Here is a 16,971-nt window from a genome sequence, read left to right as displayed (position 1 = left end):
TTCTGTCAGATTGTTCGCAAAGATAACTCTTTATGTGGATTTAACAATCCAAAAGAGCTATCTTTTTTATCGACAATTTTACGGTCTTCTTGTTTGTGATACAATAAGTAATTACTCTAAAATTACTGTAACTCTAAAGTAACAATGGACTTAGCAGGAAGTTTTACCTTCATTGTACCTTTATTGATTTTTACCTCTTTGAAAGGTGCCGGTTTTACAATATTAGGTTTTTCAAAAGAATTGTAATCGGTCAGTTTTTCAGAGGTCAGAATCTCTCCGACAGCTTTTTTTGCTTTCGTATCACCCAGATTGATGGTGATTTCCTGCGCTTCATCAGCATCTACATTGGAAAGAGAAATATGGATCACCCCATCTTTATTTTTGGAAGCTGTGGCGCTCACCATCGGTACAGTGCGGTTATCACGTACACTTATCTTTTCGCAAGTCAGGTCGATAGGAAGATAAGTGGCATCCTGGTGTACTTTATACATCTTGAAGACATAATAAGTAGGCGTCAACACCATTTCTTTGTCTTTCGTCAGAATCATCGATTGAAGTACGTTGACAATCTGTGCGATATTTGCCATCTTCAAGCGGTCGGTGTATTTGTGGAATACGTCAAGGCTCAAAGAAGCTACGAAAGCATCACGAAGTGTGTTCTGCTGATACAGATGTCCTTTGATGGTTCCGGGTTCCTCATCCCACCAGGTTCCCCATTCGTCCAGTAAGAGAGCGATTTTCTTGTCCTTGTCATATTTGTCCATGATGGTACAATGTTTCTTGAGTACATCTTCCACTTCCAGACATTTGCCCATCGTCCAGTAATAATCATCCTTGTTGAATTGAGTGGCTGATCCTTTGCTGCCACTCCATCCGGTTACGGTATAATAGTGTAGAGAAAGACCGTCCATCCGGTGTCCTACACGATTCATCAATACATCTGTCCATTTGTAATCATAGTCACTTGCGCCACTGGCAATCTTGAACAGACGGTTGCCGTCATAATTGCGGCAATAAGTAGAATAACGACGATATAAGTCTGCGTAATATTCCGGACGCATGCTGCCACCGCACCCCCAGCTTTCATTTCCTACGCCGAGATATTTCAATTTCCATGCTTTGTCGCGACCATTCTTACGGCGAAGGTTAGCCATAGGCGAGTCTCCGTCAGAAGTCATATATTCCACCCATTTGGCAAGCTCTTCCACTGTGCCGCTACCTACATTTCCACTCACGTATGGTTCGCAACCCAGCATTTCGCAAAGATTCAAAAACTCGTGCGTTCCGAAACTGTTATCTTCAATGGTACCGCCCCAGTTGTTGTTCACCATCTTCGGACGGTTCTCTTTCGGACCAATGCCGTCCATCCAGTGGTATTCATCGGCAAAGCATCCGCCCGGCCAGCGAAGAACGGGAACGGACAAGTCTTTCAGTGCATTGAATACGTCTGTGCGATATCCCTTGATATTGGGAATATCCGAGTTTTCGCCTACCCAAAGACCGCCGTAGATACATGAACCCAGGTGTTCGGCAAACTGGCCGTAAATTTCCTTCGGTATGATTTCTTTGCCTTGATCGGCATGTACGGTTATGGTAGCACTCTTTTGTGCAGAAAGAGATACGGATGCTGCCAGAAAAGCCGTGCTGACTAATAGTTTTGCTTTCATAAATGGTATTTGTTTAATGATTATTTTAGTAAACGAACTTCATAAACGGCAGAGGTCCATTCCGTCCCGTCAGGGATAAAACGTATCGGACAACTACCCGTATTCAGTTTTTGAGGCAGAACATAAGAAAGAGTAATGAAACCGTCTTTATCTGCTTCACTGATAGTCGGATGAACAGCCAACTTTTCGTTATTCAAAAGAATAGCCACTTTATTGCGGTCATCTTTCCGTATTGTAATCAGTATGCGGCTTGCTTCCTCTTTCACTTTCAGCTGATAGCCGAACCAACCTTTGGCACGTCGGAAATGCCGGTCTTTATTCGTCCCTGTTTCTGCCTGCTCATACTGGATGCCATGGTCAGACTCCGGCTGCTGTTCGCCGGGGAAGATCAGGTCAATGGTTTGATTAGCTAATTCCGTTGCTTTTCGTTCAGCCGTTGCCATCTCTTCCTGAATCGCTTTAAACTGCTCTTCGCTTGCCTGCCGGAAATAAACGGCATAACGGGAATTGTGCAGGCGGAAGAACGGGACGAGTTCCAATGCTTTGCCTTGTGCAGGATAAACCTCTCCGTTATAGCTGAAAGTAATCCGGCTATTCTGTTCTTTCTGAAGAGATTTGCAGATTGAATCTGGATTTCCTATCAGCATCGGGACTTCTTGCAAAGGAATTTGTTTGCCATGAGCGATATGTCCGCCACGGCTGTCATCGGCATATAAACCATCAAGATGTTCAGTGCCTGTGGAAGCTGCAAGAACGATCGGACCATATAAGAAAGCATAATAATCTTTCTTGTCGGGAATTTGTTCCACGCTGACTTTCATAGGCAAGTGGAAAGTAATGACATCTCCTTTTTTCCATTTGCGGGAGAGAGGAAGATACTGGTTACCTTTTGCCATAACGAACATTTTTCTTTTTCCATTGATGCTGATGCTATATCCTTTGGATTGGTTCGCCCATTCCGGAATACGTATCATTAAAGTACGTTTTTTCTTAGGCGCTTCATCTATTCGTAAAGTTACCTTGCCGTCATCGGGGAAACGGGTTTCCTGTGTCAAAATAATGCCTTGCTCTTTCCAGGTCAGTTGTGAAGGAATGAAGAGATTGACATAAAGAGTGTCTTTCCGATACGCATAGATAAATTCACCGTATTTGGTATGATTCTCCAAGCCTGAACCTACACAGCACCACATTGATGTTTCCGGTTGTGAGTACACACGATAGTGTCCCGGACGCATGGGAGTGAAGTAGACAAATCCACCTTTATCCGGCTCTTGTGACGCTAGAATATGATTGTAAAGCGCACGTTCGTAATAGTTTACGTAGTTGGGATCAGGTTCGTTTGTTTGATTCGGATTGTGAGAATTCTGATAAAGCATTTTGGTAAGACGGAGCATGTTGTAAGTATTACAGGTCTCCGGTCCTTGAACGTCGTTCAGCATGGACGTGAAGTTATCCGACGGATGGAAATGTTCGCGTACACTATTTCCTCCGATGCAGACAGAACGGTGATTGACTACCGTGTTCCAGAAAAAACGGGCGGCATGATCCCACTCTGCAGCATGATTCCAATTCTTGTCGTCTTGTGAAAGTTCGGCTATTCGCTTGTAGCCGATCACTTTCGGAATCTGTGTGTTGGCGTGCATCCCCGTCAATTTGTCTTCCTCTTTGATAAGCGGGTCTAAGATAAGCTTGTGAGAGAAACGGCGTGCCAGTTCCAGATACTTCTTGTCGCCTGTGATTTCGGCCACGTCAGCGAACGTTTCGTTTAATCCGCCATGTTCGCTACGAAGCATATCCTGCATTTGTTCGTCACTCAAGCCGGAAGTGATATCGATCATCCAGTCTGTAAAAGCGATAAGCATTTGGTGTGCAAGGTCGCTTCCTGCATAGATATATGCATCCCGCAATCCGGCGTAAGTCTTATGTATATTGTATAAAGGTACCCATTTGCCGTTAAGGTCGAAACCTCCGGCACGGATCTTTCCTGCTTTTATATCTTTCCAAAGTTGAAGGCTTCCCGGAGTTCCTCCGATGAATCCTGTGCCGACAGTTTGCTGTGCCCGATTCAACTCATTCAGCATGTAGTTGAGGCGATTATAGACTGCGGTATCTCCGGTGGCGGCATACATCATGGAAAGTGCGGATAAATAATGTCCGCCGATATGTCCGTCCAATCCGGTATTTTCCCAATTGGTGTAGCTGGGGGCTTTAGGCTGTAACCCTGCTTCGCGGAGAAAAGGAGCGAGCAGACGGTCGGGGTCTAATGCAAGTATGTAATGTAGATCAGTCTGTTGAGCTTGCAGAAACGGACTATCCAATAGTTTCACATTTTGTAAAGGGAAGTAAGACACCTGTGGAGCGTTTTGAGCTTTGGCCAGTGAGGTGGACAGGACAAGTGCAAGTATGAACGAGGTGGTTTTCATGATAATAGTCTCCCCATCTCCCTCTCCAAAAGAGGAGAGGGGTGGAGATAATTAATGTTAATACTTAGTTAGAATTGGCTCTTGATAAACAGCGATTTATCGGCAATCTCTGATGAACAACAATGGATTGCCGACTGTCAATTATTTAAATTTGACTGCTGCCTCTTCGATAGGCAATCCTGCCTTGTAATTTTCGATGTATGCATTGAAGCCGGCTACATCTTCGGGCGTAGGTGATACCTCGATACCCGCGTCACCGACAAATACGCTTTCATCCAGAAAATCGGCAAGAGATTGTTTCTTTTCATTGTTCACGAGGTAAGAACCTAACAGGGCAATACCCCAGGCACCACCTTCACCGGCTGTTTCCATCACGGAAATAGGCGAGTTGATGGCTGCAGCAAGTATTCTTTGGCCTACTCCCTTTGTTCTGAATAATCCTCCGTGACCAGTAATTCTGTCCACTTTGATTTTTTCTTCGTTGAACAGGATGTCGTTACCAATCTTGAGTACTCCTACCGAAGCATACAAGTGAGTCCGCATAAAGTTTGCCAGGTTGAACTTGTCATTTGCCGAACGTACAAACAAAGGTCTTCCGTCAGCAAGTCCTGTTACAGGCTCGCCTGAAATATAATTGTATGAAAGCAAACCTCCACAATCAGTATCACCAGTGAGCGCAATATTGTAGAGTTTACTATAGATTTCATCCATATCTACAGGTATGCCCAGAAGCTCCTGGTATTCCTTGAACAAGTTAACCCATGCGTTGAGATCAGAAGTGCAGTTGTTGCAATGCACCATGGCTACCAGACTTCCGTCAGGAGTTGTCACCATGTCAATCATTTCGTATGGCTTCGACAGTTCTTTCTCCAATACAATCATTGAGAATGAAGAGGTACCTGCGGATACATTTCCGGTACGTTGTTTGACTGCGTTAGTCGCAACCATTCCGGTACCTGCGTCTCCTTCCGGCGGACAAACCGGTATTCCTGCCTTCAAATGACCCGATGCATCGAGTTTTTTACTTCCTTCCGGAGTGAGGACACCGGCATTTTCACCAGCTGACAATACTTTAGGCAGAATATCTTCCAGTTTCCAGTTATATTCTTTCGGAGCAATCAGTTTGTTGAACTTAGCCACCATTTCAGCCGAATAGTTATGGGTAGTCGGATCAATAGGAAGCATACCTGATGCATCACCTATTCCCAGCACCTTTTCGCCTGTGATCTGCCAATGCACATAACCTGCTAGAGTGGTCAGGAAGTCGATTTCATTAACGTGTGATTCATTGTCTAAAATAGCCTGATACAAGTGGGAAATGCTCCAACGCAGAGGGATATTATAGACAAATAGTTCGGATAAAGCAGCCGCTGCGCGACCTGTATTAGTGTTTCTCCAAGTGCGGAAAGGCACGAGGATTTCTTCTTTTTTGTTGAATGGCATATAACCATGCATCATAGCGCTGACACCGATGGCAGCCAGAGTCTCGATCTCTATGCCGTATGCATTCTTTACGTTAGTACGAAGATCAGCATAACAATCTTGCAGCCCTGACCAGATGGCTTCAATGCTATACGTCCAAAGTCCGTCAACTAACTGGTTTTCCCAAGTGTGGCTACCTTGAGCAATAGGCTTGTTTTCCTGGTCGATCAAGACAGCTTTTATTCGTGTAGAACCGAGTTCTATACCAAGAATTGCTTTACCTGCCTCGATGGTTGATTTTGCATCTAATTTCATGTTGAAATCAATATTTTAAGGTATAACGATCATTATAAAAAAATCAAGTTTCGCAAAAACTTAACGAAATAATTAAGCCATGCGAAACTTGAATAATTGTTTTTAGCAAAGTGCTTTATTCAACATGTAATAAACTTCGTTCATGCGCAGTTCTTTCTTGAAGCAGCTGATCGTAGTATCCTTGTTAATATGCACCATTTCGATACCTGCGATTTCAGCATAATCTTCCCAATATTCTGCTGTCAGGTCGTAAGAGAAGCAAGAGTGGTGAGTTCCACCAGCCAGAATCCATGCACCTGCACCTACTTCAAGGTTTGGCATCGGAATCCAGAGAGCAGAAGCAACCGGCAACTTAGGCAGCGGTTTCGGCTCGATACATTCTACGTCGTTCACGATCAGGCGGAAACGGTTACCCATATCTACAACAGTAGCAGTACAGCCTGTACCTACTTTTGAAGTGAAGACCAGACGTGCAGTCTGACTCTTGCGGATACCTATACCGAGGAAGTGTACTTCCAGGCGAGGTTTGTTGGCTGCGATAAGCGGACAGATTTCCAACATGTGTGACTGAAGGATAGAGCTGTTTGCACCATCGAAGTTCAGTGTGTAATCTTCCAGGAATGAACAGCCTTTAGGAAGACCCTGATTCATTACCCATACAGTGCGGTACAGAGCAGCCGATTTCCAGTCACCTTCAGCACCGAATCCATAACCTTCCGCCATCAGACGTTGTGAAGCAAGACCCGGGATTTGATCGAAACCATTGTATTCAATGTCGCCCAAATCGTCGAAGTTGGTAGTAAATCCTTTGGCACCTTTTGCTTTCAGGATAGCACGTATAGCCAGTTCAGCCTTGGCAGCATTCCATACTTTCTGGTAAGCTTCAGTTGATTTATCTTCCAGAGAAGCATCGTGATCGTATTCCTTGAAGTAAGTAGCTACCAATGCATCTACCTCTTCATTTTTGATATCCTTGTGATATTCCATCAATTCGCTTACCGGACAGTAATCTACGTGGTAACCCATACGTTGTTCAGCTTCCACTTTATCACCATCGGTTACAGCTACGTTGTTCATCTGATCGCCGAAACGGATAATCAGCATATCCTGTGAATCTGCCCAACCGGCACAAACACGCATCCAAACGGCAATCTTATGCAAAGTCTCTTCCTCTTTCCAGTAGCCTACCACTACTTTACGACGGATACGCATACGGGTACAGATATGTCCGAATTCGCGGTCACCGTGAGCAGACTGGTTCAGGTTCATGAAATCCATGTCCATTGTATCCCAAGGAATTTCCTTGTTGAATTGAGTATGCAGGTGCAACAAAGGCTTCTTCAACTGTTGCAAGCCGTGAATCCACATTTTAGCAGGAGAGAACGTATGCATCCAAGTGATAACACCGACACACTTTTCGTCATTATTGGCTGCTTTGAAAACAGCTTCCACTTCTTTAGAAGAATTAGCTGTTCCTTTGTATACCACCTTTACAGGAAGTTTACCGGATTCGTTCAATCCGTTAACCATTTCATTAGAGTGTGCATCTACTGCGATTACTGCGTCACCTCCGTACAAAAGCTGTGCTCCTGTTACGAACCATACTTCATATTGATTAAATGCGTTCATAATGTTATTGCTTTAATTGTTATTGTTCTAATTTTTAATCTTTAATTATTTCTGTCCGTAATAAGCATTCGGACCATGCTTGCGGCTGAAATGTTTTTCTATCAGCAGCGGATTCATTGTTAAATTGGGATTCACCGCATAAGCGATACTTGCCATTTTAGCTACCTGTTCCATAACCACAGCATTGTGTACGGCATCATACGCGTCTTTTCCCCAAGAGAAAGGACCATGATTTTTCACCAATACTCCCGGTGTATGTACAGGGTTCAAGCCTTCAAAACGTTTCACTATCACATTACCGGTTTCCAGCTCGTAAGCACCTTTCACTTCCGCTTCTGTCATATCCGCTGTGCAGGGAATGGCATCATGGAAATAATCTGCATGAGTGGTTCCGATATTCGGAATGTCACATCCGGCTTGTGCCCAGGCTGTAGCATAGGTAGAGTGCGTATGTACCACTCCTCCGATCTCCGGAAATGCTTTGTAAAGTACTACGTGAGTAGGAGTATCCGAGGATGGCTTCAGCCGTCCTTCAACGACCTTGCCATCCAGATCCACTACTACCATATCTTCGGCTTTCATATCATCATAACTTACACCACTGGGTTTGATTACTACCAATCCGCTTTCACGGTCGATGGCAGAAACATTTCCCCAAGTAAAGATGACTAATCCATGCTTTACCAATTCGAGATTGGCATGAAATACTTTTTCTTTTAGTTCTTCCAGCATAATGATTATAATTTAAATTTCGGGTCCTTGCGGTAAGCCTTGCTATTGAACTTATATAAGGCAGCACCACGTTTCGAACCCAGTTTGTCAATTTTATCAGTCTTTTCTATATAATCCATTTCAGCCACTCTTTTACGGAAATTCCGTTTATCCATTGTTTCACCGTAAATGGCTTCATATAAACTTTGTAATTGGGATAATGTAAATAGCTTCGGCAATAGATTGAAACCGATGGGCTCTACAGATGCTTTCTGTTTCATCAGTTCCCGTGCTTTTTCTACCATTTCAGGATGGTCGAAGATAAGCGGGGGAAGTTCATTTATATTCACCCAGTAAGCATTGTGTTTCTGAACCTGTTTCCGGTCATACTCATTGATGTTAATCAATGCATAATAAGCCACGGAGATAACCCGTTCACCCGGATCGCGATCGATAGCTCCAAAAGCTCCCACCTGTTCCATGTAAACGTTTTCCAGTCCGGTAAGCTCATGCAATACACGTTTAGCGGCATCATCCACACTTTCATTGTTTTGTACAAATCCTCCCATCAGTGACCATTCACCCATTGCCGGCTCGAAGTTTCTCTTTAACAATAACAGGCTGATTTCCCCTTCGTAGAAACCGAAAATGATACAGTCTATGCCGACATAGAAGGCCGGATTCGAGCTATAATAAACCTTTTCCCGCCCCTTTTCCAAAGAGGGGGAATTAGAGGTTATCATTGGCTCTTGTGAATTATCTTTATCCATTTAGATTGTGATTTTAGTTATAATAAAACAGTCTTTCCGTAGATAAGACTATTTTCAGGCTTCTCTTTCAACCCTTCCCTAAGAGGAGGGTTGAAAGAGAAGCTTATTTTTACCAGAAATACCAGTAGAAAGCAGCAGTAATGGCCAGAATAATTACCGTATGAATAATATCCCAGTGATTCCAGCTTGCACGTGTAGCGGCTTTTTGTTCCTTAGTAGCCGTACCGAATACTAGTCCCTGAATCTTTTCTGCAGTTGGAGCTTCTGTTGCCAGACTGACTACGATTACTACAATAATACAGAACAGGAACATCCATCCACAGAAGAATAACCAGTTCATGTCATAGAACAAATATTTGAATGTAGAATCAGCTACTTCACCTGCGTTGCTATAATATACTTTTGCGCCGAGGCGGGTCAACCCGATTACCATGCCGGAGATCAATCCCCACATACCACCCTGGGCGGAAGTACGTTTCCAGCAGATCCCCAGTAAGAAAGCGGCAGCGATACCTGGTGCCAATACAGACTGAACATCCTGCAAGTAAGTATAAAGTACATCACCTACACTACGCATGATAGGAATCCAAAGAATACCTAAAACAACGATTACAATTGTTGCAATCTGACCGATACCCACCAGCTTCTTTTCCGGAGTTTCCGGTTTGAAACGTTTGTAAAAGTCGATAGTAAACAACATGGCTGATGAGTTAAACAGAGATGCAAGGGAACTCATCAAAGCGGCAAGAATACCACATACTACCAAACCTTTCACGCCCGCAGGAAGTAATTTGGCTACTAATGTCGGGAAGGCGGCATCAGCATTTGCTGTTCCGTTAGCCAGCATCGGTAAGAAACCTTCACCACCGGCACCGATATATTTTTGATGTAATGCAAATGCAATCATACCAGGAATCAAGAAAAGGAATACGGGTAGCAGTTTCAGATAAGCACCGAAAATAGTACCACGACGAGCTTCCATTTCATTTTTACCTGAAAGTACACGTTGTACGATGAACTGGTCGGTACACCAGTACCAGAAACCGATAATAGCCGAACCGATCAAAGCACCCAACCAAGGGAAGTTTGCATCATCGTTGCTACGAATCAGGTTAGTCATTGTATCACCGTAATCATTTACAGTAACAGCGCCGCAGACTCTCATCATTTCGTCCCATCCACCTAATTCTTTGAAACCGAGCACTAGAATTATTAATGATCCTAGCAGTAGGATAGGGGTTTGAAGAACAGAAGTGTAAAGAACTGATTTCATACCACCGAAGATAGTATAAAGCGCAGTTAACACTACCAGACCGATAGCTGCAATCCAGAAGAAATCAATTCCCCAAAGCTCTTTGATGCCGAATACTTGTTGGAATACGAGGCCACCGGCATAAACAGTTACGGCTACTTTGGTCAATACATAACTTACAAGAGAAATTACAGATAAAATAGTACGTGATTGAGGATTATAACGACGCTCCAGGAATTCCGGCATTGTATATACCATGCTTCGTGTATAGAAAGGAACGAATACCCATCCCAAAATCAAGATCATCCATCCCTGGATTTCCCAGTGTGCCATAGCCATACCACTGGATGCTCCGGCTCCTGCCAGTCCGATCAAATGTTCCGAACCAATGTTTGATGCAAAGATAGAGGCACCGATTGCAAGCCATGTTGCGTCGCGTCCACCCAAAAAATAATCCGCCGAGTCATTTTGTTTTTGTCTGACTACCCAAACAATAATACCGATCAGAGCCAGAAAAAAGACTCCGATTACTAGCCAATCTAATGCTTCCACAATAAATATGATTTATAAGTTAATATTATTTCTCTACAGAGAATTTGAAAATACATTCGCTATTATAAGTTTGTCCCGGTTCCAGTACAACAGAAGGCCAGTCTGCCTTGTTGGGGCTATCTGGATAGTGTTGTGTTTCCAGGCAGACAGAAGCACGTTGGTTGTAAACGATACCTTTCTTTCCGGTTACGGTTCCATCAAGGAAGTTTCCTGTGTAAACCTGTACACCCGGTTCGTTGGTATATACTTCCAGAGTGATGCCGCTTTCAGGTGAAGTTAGTTTGGCTGCTACTTGAGAAAGATCTCCCTTAGTGTTGAGCACCCAGTTGTGGTCATACCCTTTTCCGTTCTTCAGTTGAACGAAATCATAATTGTTGATCTCTTTACCTACCGCTTTCGGAGTGGTGAAGTCCATCGGAGTGTCTTTTACCGGAGCGATTTCGCCTGTAGTCATAAAAGTACTGTCTACCGGAGTATAATAGTCTGCGTTCACATACAGTATGTTGTCAGTTGAAGCTTTTGACGGATCACCAGCCAGGTTGAAGTAAGAATGGTTGGTCATATTGATGATCGTCTTTTTATCGGTAGTTGCGCTATATTTGATGTCGATAGCGTTGTCTTCAGTTAGTTTATAGGTCACTTTAGCTGTTACATTCCCCGGGAAGTTTTCGTCTCCGTCCGGTGAGACAAGTGTCAGTTCCAACGTTGTCGGATCAATCAGATTAGCTTCATAAACTTTGTATTGCCAACCTTTCGGACCTCCATGCAGGCAGTGGCCGAAATTGTTTTGCGGCAGTTGGATGGTATCACCGTCCAATGCGAAACGTCCCTGGTTGATACGGTTTGCATAGCGTCCGATAGAAGCACCAAAGTCGCTGGGTACATTAATATAGTCAGCAATGCTGTCAAAACCTAAAACTACATCCTGCATCTTACCGTTCTTATCGGGTACCATGACAGACACGATACGTCCTCCGAAGTTAGTGATGCATACTTCCATACCTGCCTTGTTCTTTAAGGTATAAAGAGCTGTTTGGGCATTGTTCACTTCTGTTTGAAATTTTACCGGGTCGAGACCGGACAAGGTCAGCTCGGAAGCCGGCTTGTTATTGCACGCAGCCAGCATCAGCGCGGCAAATCCTGCAAGTAGAAAATGTTTTTTCATGGTTTTATTTTTAATGTAAATGAGATGCTTATCTTATTTTGGGTGTAAAAGTAACACTTTCGTTTGGTGTATCAAATACACTCTTATATGTTGTGCAGCATAAATGGTGTATTTTATGATTTTCCATACACCTTATTATATATAAATGTACGCTTTCCATCCGTTTGTTTTTCATATAATAGAGCGTGCAAATAGGTGCTTTTTAATCTGGTTTCGTATTATAAATATCAGATGCGGATGGAAAATTGTGCAAATGAATGGAATTTGATCCTTTTTGACCGATAAACACCTATTAATGATAAATTTGGGTACGGAGAAAATAGAGAATCTGATTATCTTTGGATTTTAACTATATATAATTTTTTATTGAGAACCATGAGAAGATACGCAAATTTATTGGCAGTATTAGCCTTGTCTACTAACCTTGCCCTTCATGCTCAAACCAATGAGTTGGTGATACAGACGAAGAAGCTGGGTGCAGAAATCCAACCTACTATGTATGGACTCTTTTTTGAGGACATCAACTACGCTGCCGACGGCGGACTTTATGCCGAACTGGTGAAGAATCGTTCCTTTGAGTTTCCACAACACCTGATGGGATGGAAAACGTATGGAAAAGTGTCATTAATGAACGATGGTCCTTTTGAGCGTAATCCGCATTATGTGCGCCTTTCCGACCCCGGACACGCACATAAGCATACCGGATTGGATAACGAAGGTTTCTTCGGCATCGGTGTCAAGAAGGGAGAGGAGTATCGTTTCTCTGTTTGGGCGCGTTTGCCGCAAGGAAGTACGAAAGAAACATTGAGAATCGAACTTGTAGATACCCAATCAATGGGCGAACGTCAGGCACTTGTTGCAGGGAATCTTACGATTGATTCTAAGGACTGGAAAAAATACCAGATAATCTTGAAGCCCGGCAGTACTCATCCGAAATCCGTACTTCGTATTTTCCTTACTTCCAAAGGAACAGTAGATTTGGAGCACGTCTCTCTTTTCCCGGTTGATACTTGGAAGGGACACGAAAATGGTCTTCGTAAAGATTTGGCACAAGCACTGGCGGATATTCATCCCGGAGTCTTTCGCTTTCCCGGTGGTTGCATTGTAGAAGGTACCGACCTGGAGACTCGTTACGACTGGAAAAAATCAGTTGGCCCGGTAGAGAACCGTCCCTTAAATGAAAATCGTTGGCAGTATACTTTTACTCACCGATTCTTCCCTGATTATTATCAAAGCTATGGATTGGGATTCTACGAATATTTCCTGTTGTCTGAAGAAATGGGTGCGGCACCTCTGCCGATTCTGAATTGCGGGCTTTCCTGCCAATATCAGAATAATGATCCGAAAGCTCACGTAGCCGTTTGTGATTTGGATAACTATATTCAGGATGCACTCGACCTGATTGAGTTTGCTAATGGAGACGTGAATACCACATGGGGAAAGGTACGTGCCGATATGGGACATCCTGCACCGTTTAACCTGAAGTTTGTCGGTATCGGTAACGAACAATGGGGAAAAGAATATCCCGAACGTCTCGAACCGTTTATCAAAGCCATTCGTAAAGCTCACCCGGAAATTAAAATAGTAGGTAGCTCCGGTCCGAATTCCGAAGGAAAAGAATTTGATTACTTGTGGCCTGAAATGAAACGTCTGAAAGCCGATTTGGTGGATGAACATTTCTATCGTCCCGAAAGTTGGTTCCTGGCACAAGGTGCCCGCTATGACAACTACGATCGTAAAGGTCCGAAAGTCTTTGCCGGCGAATATGCCTGTCATGGAAAAGGAAAGAAATGGAACCATTATCATGCTGCTTTGCTCGAAGCTGCTTTCATGACCGGATTGGAACGTAATGCTGACATCGTCCACATGGCCACCTATGCTCCGCTTTTTGCTCATGTGGAAGGATGGCAATGGCGTCCTGATATGATTTGGTTCGATAACCTGAACTCTGTGCGTACCACTAGCTATTATGTACAACAACTGTATGCACAAAACAAAGGAACAAATGTTCTTCCCCTTACCATGAACAAGAAAAATGTAATGGGAGCCGAAGGACAGAACGGACTCTTTGCCAGTGCTGTTTACGATAAGGATAAGAATGAACTGATTGTAAAGGTTGCCAATACTTCCGCCACAATACAGCCAATTTCCTTGAATTTTGAAGGATTGAAAAAACAAGATGTACTGTCTGATGGCCGTTGTATCAAACTTCGTTCGATTGATTTGGATAAGGATAATACACTTGAGCAACCTTTTGCCATCGTTCCGCAGGAAACTCCGGTATCTATTGAAGGCAACGTGTTTACTACCGAACTGGAACCCACTACGTTCGCGGTATATAAATTCACGAAGAAATAAGTAAAACTAATTAGATGTTACTAGATCAATAGGTTTTAGATTTTTGTTAATTGTAAAAAGTAAGGGCGGCTCCCATCACGGAAGCCGCCCTTCTTACTTATTTAATAACGAATAAATTCTTATTCCAGTCTACGAGAACCGTCGCCGATTACTACGTCATACACTTTCGGGCTTCTGCCGAATTTAGCTTTGAAAGCAGCTTTTGTTTTTTCAACGAAGTTGTCATACAACTCATCCTTAACAAGGTTGATCGTACAACCACCGAAGCCACCACCCATTACGCGTGAGCCGGTTACACCGTATTCTTTAGCGCAGTCATTCAGGAAGTCGAGTTCTTCGCAGCTTACTTCGTACAGCTTGCTCATGCCGTGATGAGTTTCGTACATCTTCTTACCTACAGTTTCGTAATCATCCTTTTCCAATGCCTCGCAAACATCGAGTACACGTTGGATTTCTTCGATTACATATTCTGCACGCATATAGTCTTCAGCGCTGATATCAGCTTTCGCTTCTTCCAGCATAGCCATCGTACAGTCGCGCAGGAATTCTACGTGCGGATGTTTTTTCTGGATAGCGGCAACAGCAGCTTCACAGCTTTGGCGACGCTTGTTGTAAGCAGAAGAAGCCAATTCGTGTTTAACCACTGAATCCATCAGAACCAGACGATAGCCTTCCGGATGGAATGGGAAATACTGATATTCCAGTGAACGGCAATCCAGACGGATCAAGCTGCCTGCTTTACCGAACACAGAAGCAAACTGGTCCATGATACCGCAGTTAACACCGCAGTAGTTATGTTCTGTTGCCTGACCCACTTTAGCCAATTCAAATTTATCTATTTTGTTTTCACCGAACAATTCGTTCAATGCGAAAGCATACGTACTTTCCAAAGCAGCAGAAGAAGACATACCTGCACCCAGAGGCACATCACCTGCAAAAGCAGTATTGAATCCCTTCACGTCAACGCCACGTTTAATCATTTCACGGCATACACCGAAAATATATCTTGCCCAGCTGGCACGTGGAGCATCCTCTTCGTTCAGACCAAATTCTACATAGTCTTTCAAGTCGATAGAGTAAGCTTTAACCTTATCAGTACCGTTTGGTTTGATTTCAGCAATCATGCCTTTGTCTACGGCTCCCGGAAATACGAATCCACCGTTGTAGTCAGTGTGTTCACCGATCAGGTTGATACGGCCCGGAGAAGCATATAAAAATCCAGTAGTTCCGTCAAAGTGTTTAATGAAGCGACTTCTTACGTATTCTGTATCCATGATATTTATATTTTAAAGGTGAATAATAATATAGAGAATTATGATTTCTGATTTCTGAATTATGAGCTATGAACAATTCATAATTCAGAAATCAGAAATCGAAATTTATTCCACAGGAATATCCTTGTTTACATTTTTGCAACCTACTAGGCCGTAGAACAGCAGGTAAGCAAGTGCGGCGATGATAACCCAGTAGCTAGGCATGAAACCGGCGATGTCAGCCACCCAACCTTGGATAACAGGCAGGATACCTCCACCACAAACCAGTACCATAAACAGACCGGAAGCAGCAGCCAGATATTTTCCTAATCCTTCTACTGCAAGGTTGAAAATACCACCCCACATGATAGAAGTACAAAGACCTACTAATACCAAATACATAGCGTTGATAGGTACTTCAGCAAAACCGAATGACAAACCGCCGGTAGCACTCTGTTGAAGTACAGGCAGGTTAACCAATGTTCCGGTAGAAGAGAAGATAGCAAGGAATACTAAAATCAAACCCAGTGCAGATGTAAACGTAAGCATCGCTTTACTGGAAATTTTAGCACCGAGTGATGCGCCTGCCAGACGGCCGATCAACATTAAGAACCAATAAGTTCCTACCACGAAACCTGAAATCGTAGAAGCGATACCTGCTCCGCCTTTTTCTACAGGGTCTGTCAGGAATAGATTCAAAGTACCCGGTACACCAACTTCAATACCTACATATACAAAGATTGCAATAGCTCCCAAGATGAAATGACGGAACTTTAAAGCACCCTTCATCAATTTGCCGATAGGCTCTGTTGCAGCATTGGCATTAGGTTCGGGGATTTGTACAAACAGAAGTACGAAGAATGCGAAAGCGAACACAGCCATAGCAGTGTACATCACAGGGAATATTTGAGAAATAGTAGCTTTTTCGATAGATCCGGCGATCAGGATACCTACAAACATCGGAGTAATGGTAGCCATTACAGAGTTGAAAGATCCACCTACCTGGATAAGCTGGTTACCTTTGTTACCTTCACCACCCAGTTTGTTCAACATCGGGTTTACAACAGTGTTAAGCAAACACATAGAGAAACCTGCTACGAATGCACCAATCAAATAAACGGCAAATGCCATTTCCGGGCTTGAATGACCGGATAAGAATTGGATACCTACACCAATGAAACCGATAGCTACTGCGATCAGTGCTGTTTTCTTATAACCCACGCGTTGCAACAGGATACCGCTCGGAATACCCATTACTGCGTATGCAATAAAGTTTCCGAAGTTTCCCAGCATACCTAATGCGTTTGATACGTCAAACTGGTTTTTCAACACGATACCCATAGGAGCAGCGAGGTTGGTAACAAATGAAATCATACCAAAAAGGAAAATCATCGTAATGATTGCAATGATTTTACCGTTCTTTTTTTCTTGTGTCATGGTTCAAAAAAAATGTT

General features: G+C 43.4%; 11 protein-coding genes. 1 reads left to right on the top strand and 10 read right to left on the bottom strand.

Translation table 11 applies throughout. The annotated features are described in order from the left end of the window. Positions 1–122: 122 nt before the first annotated feature. From KQP79_RS17450 to KQP79_RS17415, 8 genes are all read right to left on the bottom strand, one after another. Positions 123–1,667, bottom strand: coding sequence for an alpha-N-arabinofuranosidase (locus KQP79_RS17450; RefSeq protein WP_061448676.1), 1,545 nt, complete (start codon positions 1,665–1,667; stop codon positions 123–125). Between the two features lie 20 nt (positions 1,668–1,687). After that, positions 1,688–4,090 (bottom strand): glycoside hydrolase family 127 protein, encoded by a 2,403-nt coding sequence (locus tag KQP79_RS17445; RefSeq protein WP_061448675.1) that lies wholly within the window; start codon positions 4,088–4,090, stop codon positions 1,688–1,690. A gap of 141 nt (positions 4,091–4,231) precedes the next feature. Further along, positions 4,232–5,827, bottom strand: coding sequence for a xylulokinase (locus tag KQP79_RS17440; RefSeq protein WP_009041109.1), 1,596 nt, complete (start codon positions 5,825–5,827; stop codon positions 4,232–4,234). A 102-nt stretch (positions 5,828–5,929) separates the two neighbouring features. Next, a complete protein-coding gene (araA, locus tag KQP79_RS17435) occupies positions 5,930–7,456 on the bottom strand; it encodes an L-arabinose isomerase (RefSeq protein ID WP_009041110.1) in 1,527 nt (508 codons plus the stop codon). A gap of 45 nt (positions 7,457–7,501) precedes the next feature. Next, a complete protein-coding gene (locus KQP79_RS17430) occupies positions 7,502–8,188 on the bottom strand; it encodes an L-ribulose-5-phosphate 4-epimerase (protein WP_008648247.1) in 687 nt (228 codons plus the stop codon). A 5-nt stretch (positions 8,189–8,193) separates the two neighbouring features. Then, on the bottom strand, positions 8,194–8,910 hold the full coding sequence (locus tag KQP79_RS17425) for an NUDIX hydrolase (RefSeq protein WP_049703387.1): 717 nt from the start codon (positions 8,908–8,910) through the stop codon (positions 8,194–8,196). A 136-nt stretch (positions 8,911–9,046) separates the two neighbouring features. Further along, positions 9,047–10,741 (bottom strand): sodium:solute symporter, encoded by a 1,695-nt coding sequence (locus KQP79_RS17420; RefSeq protein WP_004297459.1) that lies wholly within the window; start codon positions 10,739–10,741, stop codon positions 9,047–9,049. A gap of 25 nt (positions 10,742–10,766) precedes the next feature. After that, the gene (locus KQP79_RS17415; RefSeq protein WP_004297460.1) at positions 10,767–11,906 is read right to left on the bottom strand and encodes an aldose epimerase family protein; all 1,140 of its coding nucleotides are present in this window, start codon (positions 11,904–11,906) and stop codon (positions 10,767–10,769) included. Between the two features lie 375 nt (positions 11,907–12,281). Between KQP79_RS17415 and KQP79_RS17410 the strand changes: the two genes are divergently transcribed. Beyond that, positions 12,282–14,264, top strand: a complete 1,983-nt coding sequence (locus KQP79_RS17410) for an alpha-L-arabinofuranosidase C-terminal domain-containing protein (protein ID WP_138343520.1) — start codon at positions 12,282–12,284, stop codon at positions 14,262–14,264. A gap of 119 nt (positions 14,265–14,383) precedes the next feature. On the opposite strand, the gene galK is transcribed toward KQP79_RS17410, so the two are convergent. Both galK and KQP79_RS17400 read right to left on the bottom strand, forming a co-directional pair. After that, positions 14,384–15,538, bottom strand: coding sequence for a galactokinase (galK, locus tag KQP79_RS17405; protein WP_004297463.1), 1,155 nt, complete (start codon positions 15,536–15,538; stop codon positions 14,384–14,386). 105 nt (positions 15,539–15,643) lie between these two features. Continuing rightward, positions 15,644–16,954, bottom strand: a complete 1,311-nt coding sequence (locus KQP79_RS17400) for an MFS transporter (RefSeq protein WP_004307295.1) — start codon at positions 16,952–16,954, stop codon at positions 15,644–15,646. Positions 16,955–16,971 lie beyond the last annotated feature (17 nt).

The organism is Bacteroides sp. DH3716P (genome assembly GCF_025914115.1).
Taxonomy (GTDB): domain Bacteria; phylum Bacteroidota; class Bacteroidia; order Bacteroidales; family Bacteroidaceae; genus Bacteroides; species Bacteroides ovatus.
The sequence above is the reverse complement of the archived record's forward strand: the minus strand, read 5'-3'. Positions and strand labels throughout refer to the sequence as shown.